The organism is Thioclava electrotropha (assembly GCF_002085925.2).
Taxonomy (GTDB): Bacteria; Pseudomonadota; Alphaproteobacteria; order Rhodobacterales; family Rhodobacteraceae; genus Thioclava; species Thioclava electrotropha.
Window position 1 is genome coordinate 2,630,887 of sequence record NZ_CP053562.1, and the last position, 22,256, is coordinate 2,653,142.

21 protein-coding genes and 1 tRNA gene are annotated in these 22,256 nt (G+C 65.3%); 11 read left to right on the top strand and 11 right to left on the bottom strand.

All coding sequences use genetic code 11. From position 1 onward, the window contains the following. Positions 1–132: 132 nt before the first annotated feature. The 7 genes from rpmF (at position 133) to AKL02_RS12535 (ending at position 5,251) form a co-directional block, all read left to right on the top strand. Entirely contained in the window at positions 133–339 is a 207-nt protein-coding gene (gene rpmF, locus AKL02_RS12505) for a 50S ribosomal protein L32 (protein WP_078522810.1), read from the top strand. A 78-nt stretch (positions 340–417) separates the two neighbouring features. After that, on the top strand, positions 418–1,539 hold the full coding sequence (plsX, locus tag AKL02_RS12510; RefSeq protein WP_083078964.1) for a phosphate acyltransferase PlsX: 1,122 nt from the start codon (positions 418–420) through the stop codon (positions 1,537–1,539). Next, positions 1,536–2,510 carry a beta-ketoacyl-ACP synthase III gene (locus AKL02_RS12515; RefSeq protein ID WP_078542750.1) on the top strand — a complete coding sequence of 325 codons (975 nt, stop codon included), beginning with the start codon at positions 1,536–1,538 and terminating at the stop codon, positions 2,508–2,510. The genes plsX and AKL02_RS12515 overlap by 4 nt, the downstream gene beginning before the upstream one ends. Before the next feature lie 145 nt (positions 2,511–2,655). Further along, the gene (gene ihfA / locus AKL02_RS12520; RefSeq protein WP_075775489.1) at positions 2,656–2,955 is read left to right on the top strand and encodes an integration host factor subunit alpha; all 300 of its coding nucleotides are present in this window, start codon (positions 2,656–2,658) and stop codon (positions 2,953–2,955) included. A gap of 27 nt (positions 2,956–2,982) precedes the next feature. Continuing rightward, complete coding sequence (locus tag AKL02_RS12525) at positions 2,983–3,942, top strand: MerR family transcriptional regulator (protein ID WP_083078850.1); 960 nt, start codon at positions 2,983–2,985, stop codon at positions 3,940–3,942. Positions 3,943–4,029: 87 nt separating this feature from the next. Next, positions 4,030–4,107, top strand: a tRNA-Pro gene (locus AKL02_RS12530). Between the two features lie 61 nt (positions 4,108–4,168). Next, entirely contained in the window at positions 4,169–5,251 is a 1,083-nt protein-coding gene (locus AKL02_RS12535; RefSeq protein ID WP_083078851.1) for a 2'-deoxycytidine 5'-triphosphate deaminase, read from the top strand. 251 nt (positions 5,252–5,502) lie between these two features. On the opposite strand, the gene AKL02_RS12540 is transcribed toward AKL02_RS12535, so the two are convergent. Together AKL02_RS12540 and dksA are read right to left on the bottom strand one after the other, a co-directional pair. After that, a complete protein-coding gene (locus AKL02_RS12540) occupies positions 5,503–6,675 on the bottom strand; it encodes an FAD-dependent monooxygenase (protein ID WP_083078852.1) in 1,173 nt (390 codons plus the stop codon). A gap of 123 nt (positions 6,676–6,798) precedes the next feature. Continuing rightward, positions 6,799–7,221 carry an RNA polymerase-binding protein DksA gene (dksA, locus tag AKL02_RS12545; protein WP_078522815.1) on the bottom strand — a complete coding sequence of 141 codons (423 nt, stop codon included), beginning with the start codon at positions 7,219–7,221 and terminating at the stop codon, positions 6,799–6,801. Between the two features lie 238 nt (positions 7,222–7,459). Between dksA and AKL02_RS12550 the strand changes: the two genes are divergently transcribed. The 3 genes from AKL02_RS12550 (at position 7,460) to AKL02_RS12560 (ending at position 10,392) form a co-directional block, all read left to right on the top strand. After that, positions 7,460–8,302, top strand: a complete 843-nt coding sequence (locus AKL02_RS12550) for an AAA family ATPase (RefSeq protein ID WP_083078965.1) — start codon at positions 7,460–7,462, stop codon at positions 8,300–8,302. A 267-nt stretch (positions 8,303–8,569) separates the two neighbouring features. Continuing rightward, a complete protein-coding gene (locus AKL02_RS12555) occupies positions 8,570–9,964 on the top strand; it encodes an MATE family efflux transporter (protein ID WP_083078853.1) in 1,395 nt (464 codons plus the stop codon). Continuing rightward, complete coding sequence (locus tag AKL02_RS12560) at positions 9,961–10,392, top strand: glyoxalase superfamily protein (RefSeq protein WP_083078854.1); 432 nt, start codon at positions 9,961–9,963, stop codon at positions 10,390–10,392. Before AKL02_RS12555 ends, AKL02_RS12560 begins: the two co-directional genes overlap by 4 nt. Before the next feature lie 115 nt (positions 10,393–10,507). Here the strand turns inward: AKL02_RS12560 and AKL02_RS12565 are convergent, their stop codons facing one another. The 9 genes from AKL02_RS12565 to AKL02_RS12605 all read right to left on the bottom strand — a co-directional run bounded on the left by AKL02_RS12565 (position 10,508) and on the right by AKL02_RS12605 (position 19,268). Then, on the bottom strand, positions 10,508–10,723 hold the full coding sequence (locus AKL02_RS12565; protein WP_078606099.1) for a hypothetical protein: 216 nt from the start codon (positions 10,721–10,723) through the stop codon (positions 10,508–10,510). Positions 10,724–10,737: 14 nt separating this feature from the next. Then, complete coding sequence (scpB, locus tag AKL02_RS12570) at positions 10,738–11,403, bottom strand: SMC-Scp complex subunit ScpB (RefSeq protein ID WP_078547427.1); 666 nt, start codon at positions 11,401–11,403, stop codon at positions 10,738–10,740. Then, a complete protein-coding gene (locus tag AKL02_RS12575) occupies positions 11,400–12,182 on the bottom strand; it encodes a segregation and condensation protein A (RefSeq protein WP_078522820.1) in 783 nt (260 codons plus the stop codon). Before AKL02_RS12575 ends, scpB begins: the two co-directional genes overlap by 4 nt. Further along, a complete protein-coding gene (gene nagZ, locus AKL02_RS12580) occupies positions 12,175–13,176 on the bottom strand; it encodes a beta-N-acetylhexosaminidase (RefSeq protein ID WP_083078855.1) in 1,002 nt (333 codons plus the stop codon). The genes AKL02_RS12575 and nagZ overlap by 8 nt, the downstream gene beginning before the upstream one ends. After that, a complete protein-coding gene (locus AKL02_RS12585) occupies positions 13,176–14,222 on the bottom strand; it encodes an SPOR domain-containing protein (protein ID WP_083078856.1) in 1,047 nt (348 codons plus the stop codon). The genes nagZ and AKL02_RS12585 overlap by 1 nt, the downstream gene beginning before the upstream one ends. A gap of 73 nt (positions 14,223–14,295) precedes the next feature. Continuing rightward, a complete protein-coding gene (argS, locus tag AKL02_RS12590) occupies positions 14,296–16,041 on the bottom strand; it encodes an arginine--tRNA ligase (protein ID WP_083078857.1) in 1,746 nt (581 codons plus the stop codon). A 142-nt stretch (positions 16,042–16,183) separates the two neighbouring features. After that, entirely contained in the window at positions 16,184–16,606 is a 423-nt protein-coding gene (locus AKL02_RS12595) for a GlcG/HbpS family heme-binding protein (protein ID WP_083078858.1), read from the bottom strand. Continuing rightward, positions 16,603–18,768, bottom strand: a complete 2,166-nt coding sequence (locus AKL02_RS12600; RefSeq protein ID WP_083078859.1) for a malate synthase G — start codon at positions 18,766–18,768, stop codon at positions 16,603–16,605. Before AKL02_RS12600 ends, AKL02_RS12595 begins: the two co-directional genes overlap by 4 nt. A 167-nt stretch (positions 18,769–18,935) precedes the next feature. Continuing rightward, a complete protein-coding gene (locus AKL02_RS12605; RefSeq protein ID WP_083078860.1) occupies positions 18,936–19,268 on the bottom strand; it encodes a flagellar basal body-associated FliL family protein in 333 nt (110 codons plus the stop codon). A 324-nt stretch (positions 19,269–19,592) separates the two neighbouring features. Between AKL02_RS12605 and pepN the strand changes: the two genes are divergently transcribed. After that, on the top strand, positions 19,593–22,163 hold the full coding sequence (gene pepN, locus AKL02_RS12610; protein ID WP_083078861.1) for an aminopeptidase N: 2,571 nt from the start codon (positions 19,593–19,595) through the stop codon (positions 22,161–22,163). Positions 22,164–22,256 lie beyond the last annotated feature (93 nt).

The window sequence follows — 22,256 nt, forward strand, 5'->3', positions numbered from 1 at the left end:
TCCCGGCCTCATTCGACGTTTGGCTTCGCACCCCGAGAGACGCTTTCGGCCAAGTGACGAAACCACAAGGAAAATCAGGGCTGTAACGCCGCAAACACGGGCTACTGGCCCCCGAAACCCCGAGGTTGAGACATGGCTGTCCCTCAGAATAAAGTCACGCGTTCGCGCCGTAACATGCGCCGCGCCCACGACTCGCTTACCGCTGGCAACCCGGCGGAATGCCCCAGCTGCGGCGAACTCAAGCGCCCGCACCACGTCTGCCCGTCCTGCGGTCACTACGCCGACCGTGAGGTCGTCGCTCTGACCGAAGAGGTCGATCTGGACGACGACGCGGCGTAAGCCCGTCGACCCGCGCCGCACGTCATGCAAGATACGCAGGACCAGCCGCAGTCGGGATCGCAGATGAAGGCCGCAGAAATGCGAGCCGCCCAGAAGGGCAAAGCGCCGGCGAATGCCGGCGCTGTCGTTCTGTCCGTCGACGCGATGGGCGGCGATCTTGGCCCCGAGGCCACGATTGCCGGCGTCGCGAAGGCGCATCGCGCTCACCCCGATCTGCATTTCATCATCCACGGCCCGCGCGCGCAGCTCGAACCGCTGATCGCCAAGCACGATCTTGGCGACTGTGTCGATCTGCGTCATGCCGAGCGAACCGTCACGATGGAGGACAAGCCCGCGCAGGTTCTGCGCAACGGGCAGGACACCTCCATGTGGTCGGCCATCGAATCGGTGCGCGACAAGGAGGCCGATGTCGCGGTTTCCTGCGGGAATACCGGGGCGCTGATGCTGATCTCGATGATGCGGCTGCGCAAAATGCCGGGCGTGAACCGTCCGGCCATCGCCTCCTTCTGGCCCTCCCGCGGGCCTGCGGGCTGGAACGTCATGCTCGATATGGGCGCCGATGTGAAAGCCGATGCGGAGGATCTTCTGACTTACGCCCTGATGGGCACCTCCTATGCGCGCAATGCGCTGGGGCTGGAGCGTCCGCGCATCGGGCTGCTGAATATCGGCACCGAAGAGCACAAGGGCCGCCCCGAGCTGCGAGAAGCCTATGAGCTTATCAGCAACGCGCAAGAGGCTGGGCAGTTCGACTTCGCGGGATTCGTCGAAGGCAACGAGCTGGCCGGCGCACGCGCCGACGTGATCGTGACCGACGGCTTCACCGGCAATGTCGCACTGAAAACCGGCGAGGGCACCGCGAAATTCGTGGCCGAACTCCTGCGCGAGGCGCTGACCTCTTCGGTGATGTCAAAGCTGGGCGCCCTCTTCGCGATGGGCGCGCTCAAGCGCCTGCGTCACAAGACCGATCCGCGCCGCGCCAATGGCGGCGTCTTCCTCGGCCTCAACGGTACGGTCGTGAAATCGCACGGCTCGGCGGATGCCACCAGCTTCGCCGCCGCGATCGAACTGGCCGCCCGTCTGGCACGCTCGGGCTTCGGCGCGAAGCTTGCCGCACGGGTTGCCACCACCCTTCCCTCGGGGCAGGATGAGACCAAATCCGGCGCGCCATCTGCCGCCGAGAAAAGCGAGAGCAGCCAATGACGATCAGATCCGTGGTGCGCGGCGTAGGCCATTACCTGCCCGAGCGCGTTGTCGAGAACGCCGAGTTCGAGAAAACGCTCGATACCACGGATGAATGGATTCGCGGGCGTACCGGGATCGAGCGCCGTCATATCGCCGCCGAAGGGGAATACACCTCTGATCTCGCGATCAAGGCCGCGAAGGCCGCGCTCGAAGACGCGAATATGAGCGTCGACCAGATCGACGCGATCGTCGTCGCGACCTCGACGCCCGACAGCACCTTCCCCTCCGTCGCCACGATGGTTCAGGCGGGCTTGGGCTCGACCACGGGCTTTGCCTATGACGTGCAGGCCGTCTGCGCAGGCTTCATCTTCGCGCTGACGAATGCGAACGGGCTGATCCTTTCCGGGCAGGCCGAGCGGGTGCTGGTCATCGGCGCCGAGACCTTCTCGCGGATCATGGACTGGACCGACCGGGGCACCTGCGTGCTCTTCGGCGACGGCGCAGGCGCGCTGGTCCTCGAGGCCGCCGAAGGCACCGGCACGGCGAATGATCGCGGCATCCTGTCGTCGGATCTGCATTCCGACGGGCGCTACAAGGATCTGCTCTATGTCGACGGTGGCGTGTCCACCACCGGCACGGCGGGCCATCTGCGCATGCAGGGCAATGCGGTCTTCAAACACGCCGTCACCAAGCTGGCCGAAACCGCGCATAAGGCGCTCGATAAAGCCGGGCTGACAGGCGAAAACGTAGACTGGATCGTGCCGCATCAGGCGAACCTGCGCATCATCTCGGCCACGGCCGAGCGGATGCAACTGCCGATGGACCGCGTGATCGTCACGGTTCAGGACCACGGCAACACCTCCGCGGCCTCGATCCCGCTGGCCCTCTCGGTCGGCAAGCAACGCGGCCAGATCAAGGAAGGCCAGGTGCTGGTCACCGAGGCGATCGGCGGCGGTCTGGCATGGGGTTCGGTCGTCCTGCGCTGGTAAGCGCGGCCTCTCTGCATTCGTTTTACGCGTTTCCCGCGCAAACGCGCGTGAGCCCGCGCATCAATCCCGTCCGCCAAGTGCTTGATATTGACTCGGGAATTACGGTCGGTCACTGTTAGCCAAACTCTTTATCCGGGGGGATAGGATGTCGAAGACCCTGACGCGCATGGATCTGAGCGAAGCGGTGTTCCGCGAAGTCGGATTGTCGCGCAATGAATCGGCGCAGCTCGTCGAAAGCGTGCTGCAGCATATGTCCGACGCCCTCGTGGAGGGGGAGACGGTCAAGATCAGCTCGTTCGGCACCTTCTCGGTGCGCGAGAAAGCCAAGCGCATGGGCCGCAATCCCAAGACCGGCGAAGAGGTTCCGATCTCGCCGCGTCGCGTGCTGTCCTTCCGTCCCTCGCATCTGATGAAGGACCGCGTGGCGGCGGGCAACTCGAAGTAACCCGATAACAAATGACAGGTCCTACCGATGGGTAAATCCGCCGACGCGTTTCGGACGATCTCTGAGGTTTCAGACCTTCTCGACACGCCGACCCATGTTCTTCGGTTCTGGGAGAGCAAGTTCACGCAAGTGAAACCGGTCAAGCGTGCAGGCGGGCGGCGGTATTACCGGCCTGCCGATGTGGCGCTTCTGGGCGGCATCAAGCATCTGCTGCATGAAGAAGGCATGACCATCCGCGGCGTGCAGAAACTGCTGCGCGAGGAAGGCATCCGCGAAGTGGCAGCACGTGGCGAGGTCAGCGTCGAGGACGAGCGCGAGGTCGATGAGGCCACGCAGAGCGCCCCGGAGCCGATTGCCCCGGTTGCCGCGCCTCAGCACAGCCCGGCCCCGCAAGAGGCGCCTCAGGCGCAGGACACGACCCCGAGCGAGCCCGAGTCGACCGAGGCAGCGTCGGAAGAAATCGCGCCGCAGGAGGAAGCCCCGCAGGAGGCGGCCTCTCTCGAGGACAGCGCGCAAAATACAGCTGAACACGAGTCCCAGACCGAGGCGCTTCCTGAGCGCCCCGAGGAACTGCTCGATCTCAGCCCCGCCGAGGACGCCCCCATCGAGGCCCATCAGGGCGGCTCGGTGACACCCTTCCCTGCCCCCTCGCAGCCTTCCTTCTTCGAAGAGCCGGAGAGCGCCTCCAGCGAATCCCCGGAAGAAGACGCGTGGGATGAAGACGCAGAGGCCCCGATGGCGCTCGATGTCGAACCCGAGCCGGAGCCGATGGCCCCTGTCGTGGCCATGACCATCGACCGTGGTCCGCAGGAACGCGCCGCAAAAATCGCTGCACGGGCCGATCTCGCACGGCTGTTACATGGGCTGCGTACGCTCGATCCGGCGCGGCTCAGCCCCGCCGATCGGGGCGATCTGCGCATGTTGCGCCTGCGTGCGCAGGCCCTTCAGGTGCGGCTCGGACAACATGGCTCCGCGCAGGCGGAATGAGTGATCTTAACCCCGGACGAATTGGCGTGAAATTTCTCTCACTAACTGCTTGCACCCGCCGCCCGGTTCGCACTATATCCCCCTCGTCGGGCTGTGGCGCAGCCTGGTTAGCGCGTCCGTCTGGGGGACGGAAGGTCGTGAGTTCGAATCTCGCCAGCCCGACCAATTCGACAAACGCCCACCTCTTCATCGGGGTGGGCGTTCGTGTATCCGGAGGAGGGATCGGATGACCATCGGCGTGCTGCCTGACACGATGCTGCAAGACATGATCGCGCGCGGTGAGATCGCCGCCGAGCCAGCCATCATCCCCGAACAGATCCAACCTGCGAGCCTCGACCTGCGGCTTGGCACCGTGGCCTATCGGCTGCGCGCCTCGTTCCTCGCGGGCAAGGGCCAGAAGGTCGCCCACCGCCTGCATGACTTCGAGATGCACCGCATGGCGCTGACCGATGATGGCGTGGTGCTGGAGAAGGGCTGCGTCTATCTCGTGCCGCTGATGGAGACCCTCGCGCTGCCCGAGGGCGTCACGGCGGTCGCCAATGCCAAAAGCTCCACCGGGCGGCTCGATCTGCTCACGCGCCTGATCACTGATGACGGCACCGAGTTCGACCGAATCCCCGAAGGCTATAGCGGCCCGCTTTATGCCGAGATCTGTCCGCGCAGCTTCTCGGTTCTGGTGCGGCCCGGCATGCGACTCAACCAGATCCGCTTCCGCGCCGGTCAGGCGGTACTGAGCGATGCCGAGCTGAAGATCCTGCACCAGCAGGAGCCGCTGGTCGATGGCCCCGCCGTAATCGACGAGGGTCTGGGCTTCTCGGTCGATCTGAAGCCCGCTGAAGGCGATCTGGTGGGCTACCGCGCCAAGCCCCATACTGGGGTGATCGACATCGACAAGATCGGCCATTACCCGGCCCGCGATTTCTGGGAAGAGGTGCGCGCCTCCGATGGCCGCATCATCCTCGATCCCGGCGCGTTCTATATTCTCGTGAGCCGAGAGGCCGTGACGATCCCACCCGATCACGCCGCCGAAATGGCGCCCTATCTGGCGATGGTCGGCGAATTCCGCGTCCATTACGCAGGCTTCTTCGATCCCGGCTTCGGGCATGGCGCGGCCGGCGGCACCGGCTCGCGCGGGGTGCTGGAGGTGCGCTGTCACGAGGCCCCCTTCGCGCTCGAGCACGGGCAAGTCGTCGGCCGTCTCGTCTATGAGCGCATGGCCGAGGAGCCGCGCCAGCTTTACGGCAAGGACATCGCCTCGAACTATCAGGGACAGGGCCTGAAGCTCGCCAAGCATTTCCGTATGGGGTGAGCCGGGATAAGCGGCCTTCCAGTGGAAGGACGCCCCGGTGAACGCCCGAAGGCAGAACGCCACTCTTCGAGCGACTGAGGGTCGCGCCCGAGCCTCGGGTGGGCGCTTGTCGCGCTTTGTGGCTTGGCACTTTATCTCGCGAGCCCGCAGGTCGGTCGAGCCCGTGCTGACATCGCCAATGCGCCCTCCCGTGGGAAGGGTCGGGCGCGGCCCGGGGCTGGTCGCCCCGCGCCCTCAGGCGGGCCGCCGCCCTACCCGGCCTGCTGCGTCACGTCATACCCGTAGATCCAGTCGAACCGCCCCACCAGCCGCTCCGGCGTGAACCGCGAGGCGGCACGCAATGCGAGATGACCAAAGGTGCGCGGCGCCCCCGACAGGTGATAGTTCCGCGCGTTCTTGTTCGCCGCCGTCACGATCTGATCGCAGCGATCCCAGCGCGCGTTCTGGTAGGCGGCGAAGGCCACCTCGTCTGTCTCGTAATTGGCAAGCGCCTCGGCCAGAACCCAGGCATCCTCCATCGCCATCACGGCCCCCTGCGCGAGGAAGGGCAGCGTCGGATGCGCGGCGTCGCCCAGAATCGCGACACCGGGCGCGAACCAGCGCTCGGCCACCGGATGACGGAACAGCCCCCAGAGGTTCACCTTCTCGACCTGATCGAGCCAACCGCGCACGGTCGGGCAGAAATCGTCGAAGGCAGTCCTCAGATTGATCGGATCATCCTCGAGCGCCCAGCTTTCCTCGACCCAGCGATGCCGCTCCTCGACGGCCACGACATTGCGCAGCCCCCGCCCCAGCGGATAGCTCACAAGATGCTTGCCCGCGCCCATGAAGACCTGCGCGATCTTCGCCTCGGAATCGTCGCACGGCACCAGCGCGCGCCACGCCACCTGATGGGTGAAGAACGGCGCCACCCGCCCGTTGAGCGCCTCGCGCGTCTTGGAATTGAGCCCGTCGGCCCCGATCAACAGGTCGGTCTCGATCTCGGCGCCCTGCTTGGTGTGCAGCACCGGATGCGGCCCGGACAGGTCCACCCGCTCGATCTGCTGCAACAGGCGGATTTTCACCCCCGCCTCGCGCGCCCCATCGGCCAGCAGCTCAATCAGCCGGGCGCGATGGACGAAATGGTAATCCGCATCGGGGCGCAGCCGCGCCATGTCCAGCTTGGCGACCTGGCTCCCGGTCTCGCCATCGACGAGCCGAACCGCCTCGGCGCGCGGCCCAGCAGCCTCCAGCGCCTTACCCAGCCCCAAGGCGCGCAGCACCGCCGCACCGTTGGGCGAGACCTGCAGCCCGGCGCCCACTTCGCGGATCGCCTCGGCCTGCTCGAGCACCTCGACATCCGCGCCGCGCATCGCCAGAGCCCGCGCCACCGTCAGCCCCGCGATCCCCGCACCCAGAACCGTAACCTTGCGCCCGATCAGCATGGGATCTCCTTCAAAAGCGAACACCGGCACCTTGGCGGTGCCGGTGTCGAATTGTTTTGCGCGCCTTCCCGCCCGAAGGCAACGCGCGTTTTGTGCATCCCCACACGCAGTCCGCGCAGGCGATCAGTCGTCGCGATGCACCCGTTCGCGGCGCTCGTGCTTTTCCTGCGCTTCCAGCGTCATCGTCGCGATCGGACGCGCATCGAGACGCTTGAGCGAGATCGGCTCCCCGGTCTTCTCGCAATAGCCGTATTCGCCATTGTCGATGCGACGCAGCGCCGAGTCGATCTTGCTGACCAGCTTGCGCTGACGGTCGCGGGTGCGCAGTTCCAGCGCACGATCGGTTTCCTCGGAGGCGCGATCGGCAATATCGGGAACGTTGCGCGCGGATTCCGCGAGACCTTCGAGCGTTTCAGCGGATTGTTCGAGAAGTTCGGCCTTCCACGCCAGAAGCTTTCTGCGGAAATACTCCAGCTGCCGGTCATTCATGAAGGGTTCATTCTCGGCCGGACGATAATCATCCGGAAGGAATACTTCAGCTCTCATACCTGCCCTCTCATACGTGCCGGGGGCGTCACCATGATCGTCATTCGCCATCGGCCAACTCTCCTCGGGCGAGGCAATACCCCAAGAACACAGTGTTGTCACGTCCGCATTCGCCCGGACTGCGTGTTTCCTCATCAATTCTTACGCCCGGGTTGCGGCAGCATTTTGGCGCAGATAGGTTGCAAACGATTTGCGCAAGATCATTGCGCAGCGATCTCGAAACCGGAGCGTGTTCCCCGTGCAATTTCAATCGACCGACAGCTATGTCGCCCCGCCCGATCTGACCGTCGCGGTCAATGCCGCCGTGGCGCTGGAGCGCCCCCTTCTGGTGAAGGGCGAGCCGGGCACCGGCAAGACGGAACTGGCGCGGCAGGTGGCGCAGAGCCTCAGAATGGAGATGGTCGAGTGGAACATCAAATCCACCACCAAGGCGCAGCAAGGGCTCTACGAATATGACGCGGTGAGCCGTCTGCGCGACAGCCAGCTGGGCGACGAACGCGTCAACGACGTGAAGAACTACATCCGTAAGGGCAAGCTCTGGCAGTCCTTCGAAGCGGGCAAGAAAGTCGTGCTGCTGATCGACGAGGTCGACAAGGCCGATATCGAGTTCCCGAACGACCTGCTGCAGGAGCTCGATAAGATGGAGTTCCACGTCTACGAGACCGGCGAGACGATCCGGGCCAAACACCGCCCCGTCGTCATCATCACCTCGAATAACGAGAAGGAACTGCCCGACGCCTTCCTGCGCCGCTGCTTCTTCCACTACATTCGCTTCCCCGAGCCGGAGGTGATGAAAGACATCGTCGCCGTCCACTTCCCCGACATCAAGGACCGCCTGCTGACCGAGGCGCTGAGCCAGTTCTACGAGATCCGCGAGACCCCGGGCCTGAAGAAGAAACCCTCGACGAGCGAAGTGCTCGACTGGCTGAAGCTGCTGCTGGCAGAGGATCTGAACCCCGAAGACCTCAAACGCGAAGGCGCGAGCCTGCTGCCGAAACTGCACGGCGCTCTTCTGAAGAACGAGCAGGACGTACATCTGTTCGAGCGACTGGCGTTTATGGCGCGACGTCAGGGGCGATGAGTCCGGATTGAGCCCATAGCTCCGGGTCTGGACTTAATAGCGTAACAATCATGCATCTCGGGGCCGCGCGGTCGCGCGACCTTGCGTGGCCTATTGCGCTTGATGGGGTTCCCTCTTAAGAAGCCGGTAGGTGCCGGGCACCTGCCGCCTGCGGACGCGAGTCACGGTGAAGCCCGGAGCAAGACGACATCTCACCCTCGAAGCATTTCGCAGGTGGGCAATGCAGGCTCCCTCCCGATCCGAAATGCCTCTCTGGAGGAGTGAGCCATGTCCGCTGGACCTGCATCTACTGCAATTGAAAACCGTCTCCTGACACAGCCCGTCGGACGATTGTTCGTGTCGAATGCCCTGCCCATGGCGGTGGTCATGTCGATGGGTGGGCTGCTTAACGTCGTAGACGGGATCTTCGTCGGGCGCTTCGTCGGCGCCCAGGCCCTGGCGTCGGTCAGCCTGGCCTTTCCGGTCGTCATGCTGCTCACGGCACTGACGACTTTGGCCGGTGGCGGCATGTCGAGCTTGCTCGCCCGCCATCTGGGCGCAGGCGCCCGCACACAGGCCGGAGCCGTCTTCGCAGGTGCCCACGGGCTGGCCCTCGCCATCAGCGCGGCGCTTATCGCGGGTGCTTTGTCGGTGGGGCCTGTCATCATCTCCGCACTCGCAGCCGGAAACGCGGCGGTCGCAGGTGGGGCGCAGAGCTACCTTCTGATCCTGATCCTCGGCGCGCCAATCCAGTTCGCTTTGGGTCTGCACGCCGATGCCCTGCGCAACGAGGGACGTGCAGGGCAGATCGCCATGCTCTCGGTGCTCGTGAATCTGCTGAACATCGGCGCGAACTACATCGCGATCGTGCTGTTTGGATTGGGGGTGGCGGGCTCTGCGATCGGCACCGTGGGGGCGCAGACCCTCGGCCTCGCGCTGCTGCTGGTCCTGCGGGAACGCGATCGCGACCTGTTGCCCCTTGGGGCACTCCGCCGCCACAGTTGGCTGTCGGGGTGGCTGCAGATCTTCTCGCTCGGGCTCCCTTTGTGCCTGACCTTCATTGGGATGGCCTTGGTTTCAAGCGTGGTTCTCCTCGCCGTCGGCACCGCCGCCACGAACCATGCAACCTTTATCGCGGCCTACGGCGTGGTGACACGCATTCTCGGACTGGCCTTCCTGCCACAGATGGCGATCGCGCTGACCACCCAGAGCATCACCGGCAACAACGCGGGCGCGGGCCGGCTGGACCGGGCGGGCGCAGCCTTGCGGCTTGCCATGGGAAGCGCGTTCCTGTGGTGCCTTGGTGTGACGCTCACCGGAGCCTTTCTGGGCGAGCCCTTGGGCGCGATGTTCTCGAACGACCGGGAGGTCGTCTCGGCAGTTGCCGCAATCCTGAGGCCGATGACGGCCCTCTACGTCGTCAGCGGCCCCATCCTCGTCCTCGCCCTGCATTTTCAAGCGATGGGGTATCCGCTCCGGACCGCGGCACTCACCCTGACCAAGCCGTGGCTGCTGACGCCCGCGCTGCTGCTTGTCCTGAACGCAATGGCGGGGATCGACGGCCTGTGGTTCGCCTTCCCCATCGCCGATGCCGCGCTCTTTGCACTGGCCTTGATCCTTGTCGTCCGAAACCGCCTCACTGCGCCCATCTCCGCAACTCCGCACGCGAAGGAAGCCGCATGACACAAGCATCCCTCGACACCGTCAAGACGCAGGCCAAGGCACTGCGTCAGGCCTTGCAGGCCCAGGGTATGACCGTCAGTCATGCCCAAGCTCTCGAACTCGTCGCCCGGCAACATGGGGCGCGGGACTGGAACACGCTTCACGCCCGTCTCAGTCAACGCAATGCGCCACCGGAACTTGCCCTGGGCGACCGGGTGACCGGACACTACCTCGGACAAGCCTACAGCGGAAAGATCGTCGCCCTTTCGGGTCCCGCCGCGCATCGCCGGGTCGAAATCGCGCTGGATAAGCCGATCGACACGGTGCAGTTCGACAGCTTCTCGAATTGGCGGTCCCGCATTCGTGGCACGCTGCGCGAAGATGGGTGCAGCCACAGCAGAACGTCGGATGGCACACCCCATCTTACCTTGGAGAAGGCACCCTCCTGAGCTCACATTTCCTTTGAGCGGTAGCCCTGTGCCGGACCTCTTCGGGAGGTTCGGCCTTCGCAGCAAATGGCAACTTTGTCCGCAAAGCTGCCGCGTCGCGAGCTGCCGGAGTCCCTCACATGCGCCGCGTGATCCGCGCCGCCTTGCGCGCCCGCTTGACCGCGTCGCGCGCGCCCTGCTGGGCTTTGCGCTCCTGCGCCGTCATCGGGCCCTGAGCTTTGCCCTTGCCGCCCCGCTTCGAGGCCATACCGACGCCCTTGTTGATCCCCCAGTTGATCCCGCGGCGCAGGAACATACGGATGACCATATTGATAATCTGGTTGAAGTTCATCGGATATCCCCCTGTCAATCCTCGAACAATTCGGACTGGCCGGTCTGGGCCTCGTCCTCCTCGCCCTCCTCGTCGTCATCCGAGCCTGCACCCGGCAGGGGGCGCGAGTCCAGCAGACCGGCGGCGCGCAGCTCCTTGAGGCCCGGCAGGTCGCGGGCACTCTCGAGGCTGAACTGGTCGAGGAATTCCTGCGTCACGACGAAGGTGACGGGGCGGCCCGGCGTCATCCGGCGGCGACCGAAGCGGATCCATTCCATTTCCAGCAACTGGTCGATCGTGCCGCGCGACACGGCGACGCCGCGGATCTCTTCGATCTCGGCGCGGGTGACCGGCTGGTGATAGGCGATGATCGCGAGCGTCTCGACGGCGGCGCGGGACAGTTTGCGCTCCTCCACCGTCTCCTTCTGCATCAGGAAGGCGAGATCGGGCGCGGTGCGCACCGCCCAGGCGTCACCCACCTTCACCACGCGCACGCCGCGCCCTTCGTAGCGCTTGCGCAGATGCACGAGCGCCTCGGCGGGGTCGCAGCCATGCGGCATCCGCTCTTCCATCTCGCGCAGTCGGACGGGTTCGGCAGAGGCGAAGAGGATCGCTTCGACCATCCGCTCCTGCTCGGCAATAGGCGGCGCCGCGAAAAGGGTTTCTTCTTTTTCTTCAGTCTGTTCCGGCTCGTCGTTCATGTCTTCTTCCGGATCGAAATGGGTTGGAACGTATCGCTCTGGCGCAGCTCGATCTGGCCTTGCTTGGCCATTTCCAGCGAGGCCGCGAAGGTCGCGGCGGTGGCCGAGCGTCGGCGTTTGGGATCGGCGGTCCAGCCGTCGGGGAGGAAGGTGGTCAGTTCCGACCAGCCGCCCGCGAAACCGATCAGCCCGCGCATCCGGTCCAGCGCCTCCTCCATCGTGAAAACATTGGTGCGATCGAACGCGTAGGGGCGGAACTCATCGCGCGTGCGGATGCGCGCATAGGCCTGCATCAGGTCCATCAGCGAGGCCGAATAGGTGACCTTGCGGACGCGCTCGACCTCTTCCGAGATGCCGCGCGCGAAGGTGTCGCGCCCCAGTCGGTCGCGCGCCATCAGCTGCGCCGCCGCCTCGCGCATCGCCTGCAGACGTTCCAGCTGGAAGGCCAGATGCTCGGCCAGATCTTCCGCCGAGGGGCCTTCGGCCTCCGGGTCGGGCGGCAGCAGAAGCCGCGATTTCAGGAAGGCGAGCCACGCCGCCATCACGAGGTAATCGGCGGCCAGCTCGATGCGCAGCGCCTTGGCGCGGTCGACGAAGGCCAGATATTGCTCGGCCAGTTGCAGCACGGAGATTTTGCGCAGATCGACTTTCTGGCTGCGCGAAAGCGTCAGCAGAAGGTCGAGCGGGCCTTCGAACCCGTCGACATCGACGATCAGCGCCTCGGCCTGAAGCCGATCCGCTACCGTTTGCGAGTCGAACAGATTTTCGGTGTCACTCATCCATGCCGCCGCTCAAGAGTGCCTCAAGTTCGGCATCGAGCGCGGCCATGTCAACTGTCTCGGGCGGCAAGCGCCGGTCCAGCGCGGCCTCGGCGCGGGCCTTTGCCGCCTCGCTCATCGCCCGGGCGGCCATCGCCACCTCTTCCATCGCGGGCATGTCGCCCTTGCAATGGAGCACCAGATCGCAGCCAGCAGCCAGAGCGGCAGCCGTGCGAGTCCCGAAGCCGCCCGCGAGCGCCTCCATCCCGATATCGTCGCTCATCAGCAGCCCGTCGAAACCGATTTCCTCGCGGATCATCTTGATGATCTTCGCGCTTTGCGTCGCGGGGGCGTCATCTAGCGCAGTGAAGCGGATATGCGCGGTCATCCCCAGCGGGAGATCAGCGAGCGCCTTGAAGGGTGCGAAATCAGTTGCAATCAGATCGGCCTTGGAGGCCTCGACCACCGGCAGGTCCTTGTGGCTGTCGGAGATCGCACGGCCGTGGCCGGGGATATGCTTGATGACTGGGAGCACACCGCCCGCCAGCAGCCCGTCGGCGGTGGCGCGAGCATTGGCGATCACGGTGGCCGCATCCTTGCCCAGACAGCGGTTTTGCAGAAACGGATGGGTCAGAAGTCCCGCGATATCGCAGGTGGGCGCGCAGTTCACGTCGATGCCGACCGCGCGCAGCTCCTCCGCCATGATCCGCGAGCGCAGCCAGAAGGAGCGCGGAGCCGCATCCCCTGCCCGCTTCGCCTGCTCCAGCGGCGGCAGCCATTCGCGCCATTGCGGACCGCGCATCCGCTGCACCCGTCCGCCTTCCTGATCGATCAGCACCGGCGCATCGCGTCCCACGGCCCCGCGCAGCGCATCGGTCAGCCGGGCGACCTGCTCAGGCGTGTCGATATTGCGCGAGAACAGGATGAAGCCCCACGGGTCGGCCTCGCGGAAGAAATCGCGTTCACGCGCGGAGAGCTCGGTCCCCTCGCAGCCGAAGATCGCGGCGACGCCCATCAGCGCGCCTGCGTCGGGATGCAGTTCTGCCGCTCGGCCACGAGGGCGGCGCAGAACTGGCGCGCTTCGGTCACGTCGTCAAAGCCCGCGACGCGCAGGCGATAGAAATCGCGCCCGCCGGAGCTGGCCTTCTGAACCACGCGCTTCTTGCCGGACATCAGCGCGTCGAAGCGCTTGGCGATACGGTCCCATTCGCCCTTGGCGGCGGACTCAGTGTCGAAGGCGCCAAGCTGCACGAGGCGCGTGCCTGCGGACAGTTCCGACGGATCGAGATCGACGACCCCTTTCTCGGCCTGTCCCGCCGACATCTGCTTCGTCACCGCCTGCTCCAGCGCCGCCGCCAGAAGCTGATCGCGCATCGGCTTGGTCTGCGGCCGCGGCGAGCGTGAGACGCCCGGAACCGTAGCCGGGATCACACCTTCGACCGCGTCGCTCTCGGGAGTTGCCTCCTGCGCGACCGCGTCGGGGCGCGTCTCGGGCATGGCCGGGCTCATCAGAGCAGGCTTCACGGGAATATCGGGCGCGTCCTTCACCTGCGAGGGATCGGCATTGAGCGCGGCAGGCTCGAGCGCCGCGATCGCGGCCTCTACGGCCGGATTGGCCGCAGGGTTGGCCTCATCGCTCGCCACCTTAGCCTCTGCCGCCAGCTCGCCCATCGGCTTGTCATCGTCGGTGAAGCCTTCCGGGCTGGGCGCGAGCGTCACTTTCTCGGGCGCAGGCGCCGCCTGCCCCGTGCCGGCTACGTCGTTCACGGCAAGACCGGTATGGCGCGCAAGTTCACCGCCCGGGTCCTCCGGCGCGATCCGGGCGGGCCCGTCCATCGCGCGGATCACCGGCACGCCGTTGAGGTCGCGCATCGCCAGCTTATAGCCCCAGACCACCAGACCCGCGATCATCGCGACCGATGTCAGCGCGCCAGCTACATTGACCCAGCGCGACACGACGCGTGGCGCACGTTCAGGAGCGGGATCTTCGGGATGCGCGTAATGGGGCTGCGGGTGTTCATACCCGTAACCCCCACTCTCGCGGTAGTCGTAGGTCGTCATGCTCGTCGCCTCGCCGCCGGTTGCCCGGCCTTGTCCGGTCACCCGGAAATTGCCTGTTCCCGGCGGCGTGCGTTTATCGCATCTCTTCAGCCGGGGTCACGCCAAGAATACCAAGACCGGCGGAAATGACAACGGCGCTGGCACGGGCAAGGGCGATTTTCGCCGCCGATGCGGCCTCATTGCCATCCTGCAGGAAGCGCAGGGCCGGCTCGTCATTGCCACGGTTCCACAGGCTGTGCAGGTCCGAGGCGAGATCGTAGAGGTAGAACGCCACCCGGTGCGGCTCGTTCGCGCGCGCCGCGATCTCCAGAAGACGCGGCCATTCGGCGATCTTCTTGACCAGTTCCAGCTCGGACGGATGCCACTCGCCGGACAGATCGACCTCGGCCAGACGCGCATCCGACATGTCCCAGCCCGCTTCCGCCGCCTTGCGCAGCACCGAGCAGACCCGGGCATGGGCATATTGCACGTAGAAGACCGGGTTATCCTTGGACTGCTCCAGCACCTTGTCGAAATCGAAATCCAGCGGCGCGTCGTTCTTGCGGGTGAGCATGTGGAAGCGGGTCACATCCGCGCCCGCCTGCTCCACCACGTCGCGCAGCGTGACAAACGTGCCCGCGCGCTTCGACATCTTGAAGGGCTCGCCATTCTTGAACAGCTTCACCAGCTGGATCAGCTTGATGTCGAGCGTCACCCTGCGATTGGAAAGCGCAGCCACGGCCGCCTTCATCCGCTTCACATAGCCGCCATGGTCGGCGCCGAAGACGTCGATCAGCAGGTCGTAACCGCGGTCGATCTTGGTCCAGTGATAGGCGATATCCGGGGCGAAATAGGTCCAGGAACCGTCCGACTTCTTCACCGGACGGTCCACGTCATCGCCATAATCGGTCGAGCGGAACAGCGTCTGCTCGCGCTCCTCCCAATCCTCGGGCAGCTTGCCCTTCGGCGGGTCGAGCACGCCCTCATAGATCAGCCCCAGATCCTCGAGCCGCTTCAGCGCCGCTTCGATCTGGCCGGTGCCGTAGAGCGACTTCTCGGAGGAGAACACATCCATCTTCACGCCGAGACAGGCGAGATCCCCGCGGATCATCTCCATCATCTGCTCGGTCGCGAATTCGCGGATATCTTCGAGCCAGTCTTCCTCGGGCTTGTCGAGCAGGCTCTCGGCATACTTGGCCTTGATCGCCTCGCCGACCGGGATCAGGTAATCGCCCGGGTAAAGCCCCTCGCGAATTTCCGGCTCGAGGCCACAGGCTTCGCGATAGCGCTCATAGGCGGAGCGGGCGAGTACATCGACCTGCGCGCCGCCATCGTTGATGTAATATTCCCGCGTGACGTCATAGCCCGCGAAGTCCAGCAGGCTCGCCAGCGCATCGCCGAACACGGCGCCGCGCGTATGGCCCACATGCATCGGGCCGGTGGGGTTCGCGGAGACATATTCCACGTTGACCTTCACACCCTTGCCCAGATCGGAACGCCCGTAATCCGCGCCCTCTTTCAGCACGGCGTGGGTCACATCGGCCCAGACCTTGGGATCGAGGCGCAGGTTGATGAAGCCGGGACCGGCCACATCGGCGCTGACGATCCGGTCATCTGCGGCCAGCTTGGTCGCCAGCGTCTCGGCGATGTCGCGCGGCTTCGATTTGGCGGGCTTGGCCAGCACCATCGCGGCGTTCGTCGCCATGTCGCCATGCAGCGGATCGCGCGGCGGCTCCACCGCGACGTTTGCGTAGTCCAGCCCCTCGGGCAGCGCGCCCTCGGAAACCATCTGATCGAGTGCCGCAATCACCGCGGCGCGGATGTCGGAAAACAGGTGCATTCTCATTGTCCTTATTTGCGCTCTCCCCTGCCAGAGCGCGCCGCGCGCGTCAATGGCCCGAGCGGGGGCCGCGGGGGCAGAGACGACACGGGCGGCCCGGCATCGCCTGCCGGACCGCCCGAAATCAAACCTTGCGAGAGGATCAGTCCTCGGCAGTAAAGCCCGCAGCCTCGATCCCGGCCACGGCCACTTTCGCATCATTGTCCGAGGTGTCGCCGGTGACGCCCATCGCACCGATCACCGCCCCGCTCTCGTCGCGGATCAGCACGCCGCCGGGCACGGGGCAGGTCTTGCCGTCATAGATGCCGTTCACGGCGGCCATGAAATAGGCCTGCGCCTCGGCCCGCGCCATCTGCGCCTTGCCGCCCATGCCCAGCATCACTGCGCCGTAAGCCTTGGCGCGCGCAATCTCGAACCGGCCCGGCGCCGCGCCATCGGCGCGCGCGAAAGCCAGCGGGTGACCGCCCGCGTCCAGCACGATCGCCGAGAGCGGTTTCAGGTCGTCTTCCACACCTTGCGCGAGCGCGGTGTCGATCATCTTCTGCGCTTGTTCGAGCGTGATCATGCGCGTTCCTCCTTCACTTGCAGGCGGCGCTGATGCAGCACCGGTTCCGTATAACCCGAGGGTTGGACCGTACCCAGGAAGCACAGATCGCAGGCTGCCTGGAAGGCGAAGCCGTCATAGCCGGGCGCCATCGGGCGGTAGTTCGGGTCGCCCTCGTTCTGGCGGTCGACGACCTTGGCCATCTTGCGCAGCGCCTCCATCACCTGACCTTCGCTCACCAGCCCATGTTCGAGCCAGTTCGCGATCGCCTGGCTGGAAATCCGGCAGGTCGCGCGGTCTTCCATCAGGCCGACGTCGTGAATGTCGGGCACCTTGGAGCAGCCCACCCCCTGATCGACCCAGCGCACGACATAGCCGAGGATGCCTTGCGCGTTGTTCTCGATCTCGGTGCGGATTTCCTCCTCCGAGTAGTTCTTGCCGCGTGCGAGCGGGATCATCAGCAGATCGTCGAGCCGCGCCGGGCGGTTCATCGCGGCGATCTCCTGCTGGCGACGCTTCACATCGACCTTGTGGTAATGCGTGGCATGCAGCGTGGCGGCCGTCGGCGACGGCACCCAGGCGCAGTTCGCGCCCGCGAGCGGGTGATTGACCTTGGCCTCGAGCATATCGGCCATCCGGTCGGGCATCGCCCACATGCCTTTGCCGATCTGCGCCTTGCCGGCGAGCCCGCAGGCCAGCCCGATATCGACGTTACGATCCTCATAGGCTTCGATCCACGGCTGGCCCTTCATCTCGCCCTTGGCGAGCATCGGACCGGCCTGCATCGAGGTGTAGATCTCGTCGCCCGTGCGATCGAGGAAGCCCGTGTTGATGAAGGCCACGCGGTTCTTCGCGGCGCGGATGCATTCCTTGAGATTGACCGAGGTGCGGCGCTCCTCGTCCATGATGCCCAGCTTAACGGTGTAGCGCGGCAGGCCCAGAACCTCCTCGACCTTGTCGAAGATCTCGGTCGCGAAGGCGACCTCTTCGGGGCCGTGCATCTTCGGCTTCACCACATAGACCGAGCCGGTGACCGAGTTGCGCGGGCCTTCGGTCTTCTTGAGGTCATGCATCGCACAAAGCGTGGTGACCATCGCGTCCATCAGCCCCTCGAAGGCCTCTTCGCCGTCGCGGGTCAGGATCGCGGGCGTGGTCATCAGGTGGCCGACATTGCGCACCAGCATCAGCGAGCGGCCCTTCAGCGTGATCTTCTCGCCACCGCCGCCGGTGAACTGATAATCGCCTTCGAGCCGCCGGACCGTCTTCTCGCCGTTCTTCACGACGTTTTCGCGCAGATCGCCTTTCATCAGGCCCAGCCAGTTGCCATAGGCCTGAACCTTGTCCTCGGCATCGACGCAGGCGACCGAGTCCTCGCAATCCATGATCGTACTGATCGCGGCCTCAAGGATGACATCGGCGATATCGGCGGGATCGGCCTGACCGACCTCGGTGGTCGGGTCGATCTCGATCACGAGATGCAGCCCGTTATTTTTCAGCAGAACCTCGGACAGCGCGCCCTCGTCGGAAATGTTGAACCCGAGGAACTGCGCCGGATCGGCCAGCCCGGTTTCGCCCACCGCGTTCTCCACGAAGAAGACGCCGTTCTCGACACGCAGCGCGGTCACGCCGGTCCAGCTGCCGCCTGCAAGCGGCACCGCCTCGTCGAGAAATGCCTTCGCACGCTCGATCACGCGGGCGCCACGTTCGGGGTCATAGCCCTTGCCCTGCGGCAAATCGCCAAGCGCATCGGTGCCGTAAAGCGCATCGTAAAGGCTGCCCCAGCGCGCATTCGCCGCGTTGAGCGCATAGCGCGCATTGGTGATCGGCACGACGAGCTGCGGACCGCAGACGGTGGCGAATTCGGGATCGGTTTCCGGCGTCTCGATCTTGAAGTCGTCGCCTTCGGGCAGGAGGTAGCCGATCTCTTTCAGGAAGGATTTATAATCTTCGAAATCAAAGCCTTCGGCGCGGTGATGCGCGTGCCAGTCGTCGAGCTTGGACTGGATCGACTCGCGCGTCTCCAGAAGTGCGCGGTTCTTCTGCCCCTGCGTATGCAGCAGGTCCGACAGCCCTTCCCAGAAGCGCTCCGGCGCGACGCCGGTCCCCGGCAAAGCCTGATCCTCGATGAAGGCGGCCAGTTCGACCGCCACCTGCAGTTCGTTACGTGCGACCCGCTGTGCCATTGTGCCCTCCCGGTTTTCTTAGACGCGTACTAGATGAAACCGCTGAGCGTGAATGTCCAGCGGATTGCCTGTCGCGGGCGGGAAGACGCTAAAACGGTGAAAGGGCGTAAAAAGGCCAGCGGCTCACGGAAACGGGAGCGATGCAGCCGCGCGCGACCCGTCCGAGCTCACTGCTGGATCGGGTCGGCCTGCGTCGCGTCGCCATTGCTTTCAACATTGCCGACACCAGTCGTCTCGGGCGCTTGCGTGGTGGACAGACCAATCCCGTCCAGCGGCTTCGCCGGTGGCTCCGAACGCACGACACCCTCGGTCTCCGGCGCGGGTTGCGTCGTGACCTCGGCCTGACTTGCATCGCTTGCCGCGGGCTCCGAGGTATCTGTGGCCATCGCGATCCAGACCAGGATCACCGCCACGCCCAGCACCGCGACGATCGCGATCCCGATCAGGGCGGGGGCGTGTTTCTTGGTCTGGGTCTTCGTATTGGTATCGGGTGCGGACATCGGATGTCCTCCTTCCATCTTCTCCAGTCGCGTACCGGGGCCGTGGCGCAGAGCGCATCGTTCCGGCCCCCTTCACATCAAGTAACGCAGTCGTCCGGGCTCGGGTTCAACGCACCGGTGGCCGCACCTCTCGGACCTTTCCGCGAAACCGCTTTGAAAACCCCGAGCGGGGCAGATACTGTTCCGCCAGCTGCGGGACTGCGACGCCGAGACCGGATCGCGCCCGCCGAACATCAGAGGCGCGGCTCACGCAAAGGCGAACTTGCTTTCGCACGGGCGCGCGCCACCTAAAATAACCCGAAGTTAATTAGGAATATCGTAAGAATGTCCGCTGAACTGACGGCTGCCGACGCCCCTGCCAAGCGCCTGAGCGACTACCGCCCCTACCCCTTCACCCTCGAGACCGTGCGGCTTGATTTCACGCTCGACCCGGACGCGACCGAAGTGCGCGCGGGTCTTTCCTTCTCGCCCCGGCAGGAGGCGGCCGCGCTGGAACTCGATGGCGAAGATCTGGAGCTTGTCTCGGTCGCAGTGGACGGGCGGGCGCTGACGCCTGATGACTACGAGCTGAGCAAGACCGGCCTTACGATCCCGGCGAATGCTCTGCCCTCGCAGCCCTTCACGCTGGAGACCGTGACGCGGATCGCGCCCTCGAAGAACACCGCGCTCGAAGGGCTCTACATGTCCAACGGCATGTATTGCACGCAATGCGAGGCCGAGGGCTTCCGCAAGATCACCTTCTACCCGGACCGCCCCGACGTGATGGCGCGCTTCCACGTCACGATCACCGGCGACCAGCCGGTGCTGCTGGCGAACGGCGATCTGGTCGAGAGCCGCGACGGCTATGCCGAATGGGTCGATCCGTGGCCTAAGCCCGCCTATCTCTTCGCGCTGGTCGCGGGCGATCTGCGCGCACATTCGGGTACATTCACCACGATGTCGGGCCGCGAGGTCGCGACGAATATCTGGGTTCGCCCCGGCGACGAGGACCGCTGCGACTTCGCCCTGCAGGCGCTGCACCGTTCTATGCGCTGGGACGAAGAGGCCTATGGGCGCGAATACGACTTGGACATTTTCAACATCGTCGCCGTCGATGACTTCAATATGGGCGCGATGGAGAACAAGGGGTTGAACATTTTCAACTCCAAATGGGTTCTCGCCTCGCCCGAGACCGCGACCGATGCAGATTACGAACGCATCGAGGGTATCATCGCGCATGAGTATTTCCACAACTGGACCGGCAACCGGATCACCTGCCGCGACTGGTTCCAGCTGTGCCTCAAAGAGGGGCTGACGGTCTATCGAGACCAGCAGTTCACCGGCGACATGCGCGGCCATGCGACGAAGCGGATCGACGATGTTCTGGCGCTGCGCGGGCGGCAGTTCCGCGAGGATCGCGGCCCGCTCTCGCACCCGCCGCGCCCCGATCATTACCGCGAGATCAACAACTTCTACACCGCGACCGTTTATGAGAAGGGCGCCGAGATCGTGGGGATGCTGCATCGCTTGCTCGGCCACGAAGGCTACCGCGCCGCGCTGGATCTCTACTTCGAGCGCCATGACGGGCAGGCCTGCACGATCGAGGACTGGCTGAAGGTCTTCGAGGACAGTTCGGGCCGCGATCTGAGCCAGTTCAAGCGCTGGTATACCGATGCGGGCACGCCGACCCTGCGGGTCCGCGACAGCTTCAAAGACGGCACATATACGCTTGAATTCGAACAGGAAACGCGCCCCACTCCCGGCCAGTCGGAGAAGCTTCCGCGCCACATTCCGATCGAAGTCGGCCTTCTGTCCGAGAATGGCGACGAGGTCGTGCCCTCCACCGTGCTGGAGATGACCGAGGCGAAACAGAGCTTCACCTTCGACGGGCTCGCGACGCGCCCGGTGCCCTCGATCCTGCGCGACTTTTCCGCCCCCGTGCGGCTGGAGCGCGACGCCGACACGTCGGAGCTGGCTTTCCTGCTGACCCATGACCGCGACCCGTTCAACCGCTGGGAGGCAGGCCGCGCGCTGGCCCAGAAAGTGCTGATCGGGCGGGTGCTGGGACAGGAAACCGACGCGTCCTTCTCCGATGCGATCGGGGCGCTGCTGCGCGACGAGACCGCCGATCCGGCCTTCCGCGCGCTGTGCCTGAACCTGCCCTCCGAGGACAGCATCGCGCAGGCGCTCTACGATCAGGGCGAGACGCCCGATCCGGCGGCGATCTACGCGGCGCGCGAAGGGCTCGCTCGCGATCTGGCGACTGCGCACAAGACGCTTCTGGCCGAGATCTTCACCAGCAGCGAAGCGACAGGCCCCTATAGCTCCGATCCCGAGCAGGCCGGCCCGCGGGCGCTGCGCCTTGCCGTTCTGCGGCTCCTGAACCGCATCGACGGCGGAGCACGGGCGGGGGCGCTTTTCGCCTCGGCAGAGAACATGACCGAAAGCCTCGGCGCGCTCGCAGCACTGGTGCAGACCGGGCAGGACGCCGCCGCCATGGCCGAATTCCGCGACCGCTGGCAGGGCGACCGGCTGGTGATGGACAAGTGGTTCCTCGTCCAGCTTGCCAATTGCCCGCCAGAGATGGCGCTGGAGCGCGCCAAGGCGCTGACGGGCGATCCGCTCTTCACATGGAAGACGCCGAACCGCTTCCGCGCGCTGATGGCGGGGCTGTCGGGCAATCACGCGGGCTTTCACCGCGCGGACGGGGCGAGCTATCGCTTCTATGCCGACTGGCTCCTGAAGCTCGATCCGGTCAATCCGCAGGTCGCAGCCCGCATGTCCACCGCCTTCGAGACGTGGACGCGCTATGACGAAGGCCGGCGCGAGAAGATGCGCAGCGAGCTGGAACGGATCGCCGCCCAGCCGGGCCTCAGCCGCGACTTGTCGGAGATGACGCAGCGTCTGTTGGGCTGATTTCCGCTCAGCGCCGCAGGCGCGCCCATCTCACCACGGATTGGCCGTATTTTCGGCCCATCCGTGCCGGGTTCTTGACCTACGAAACGCGGA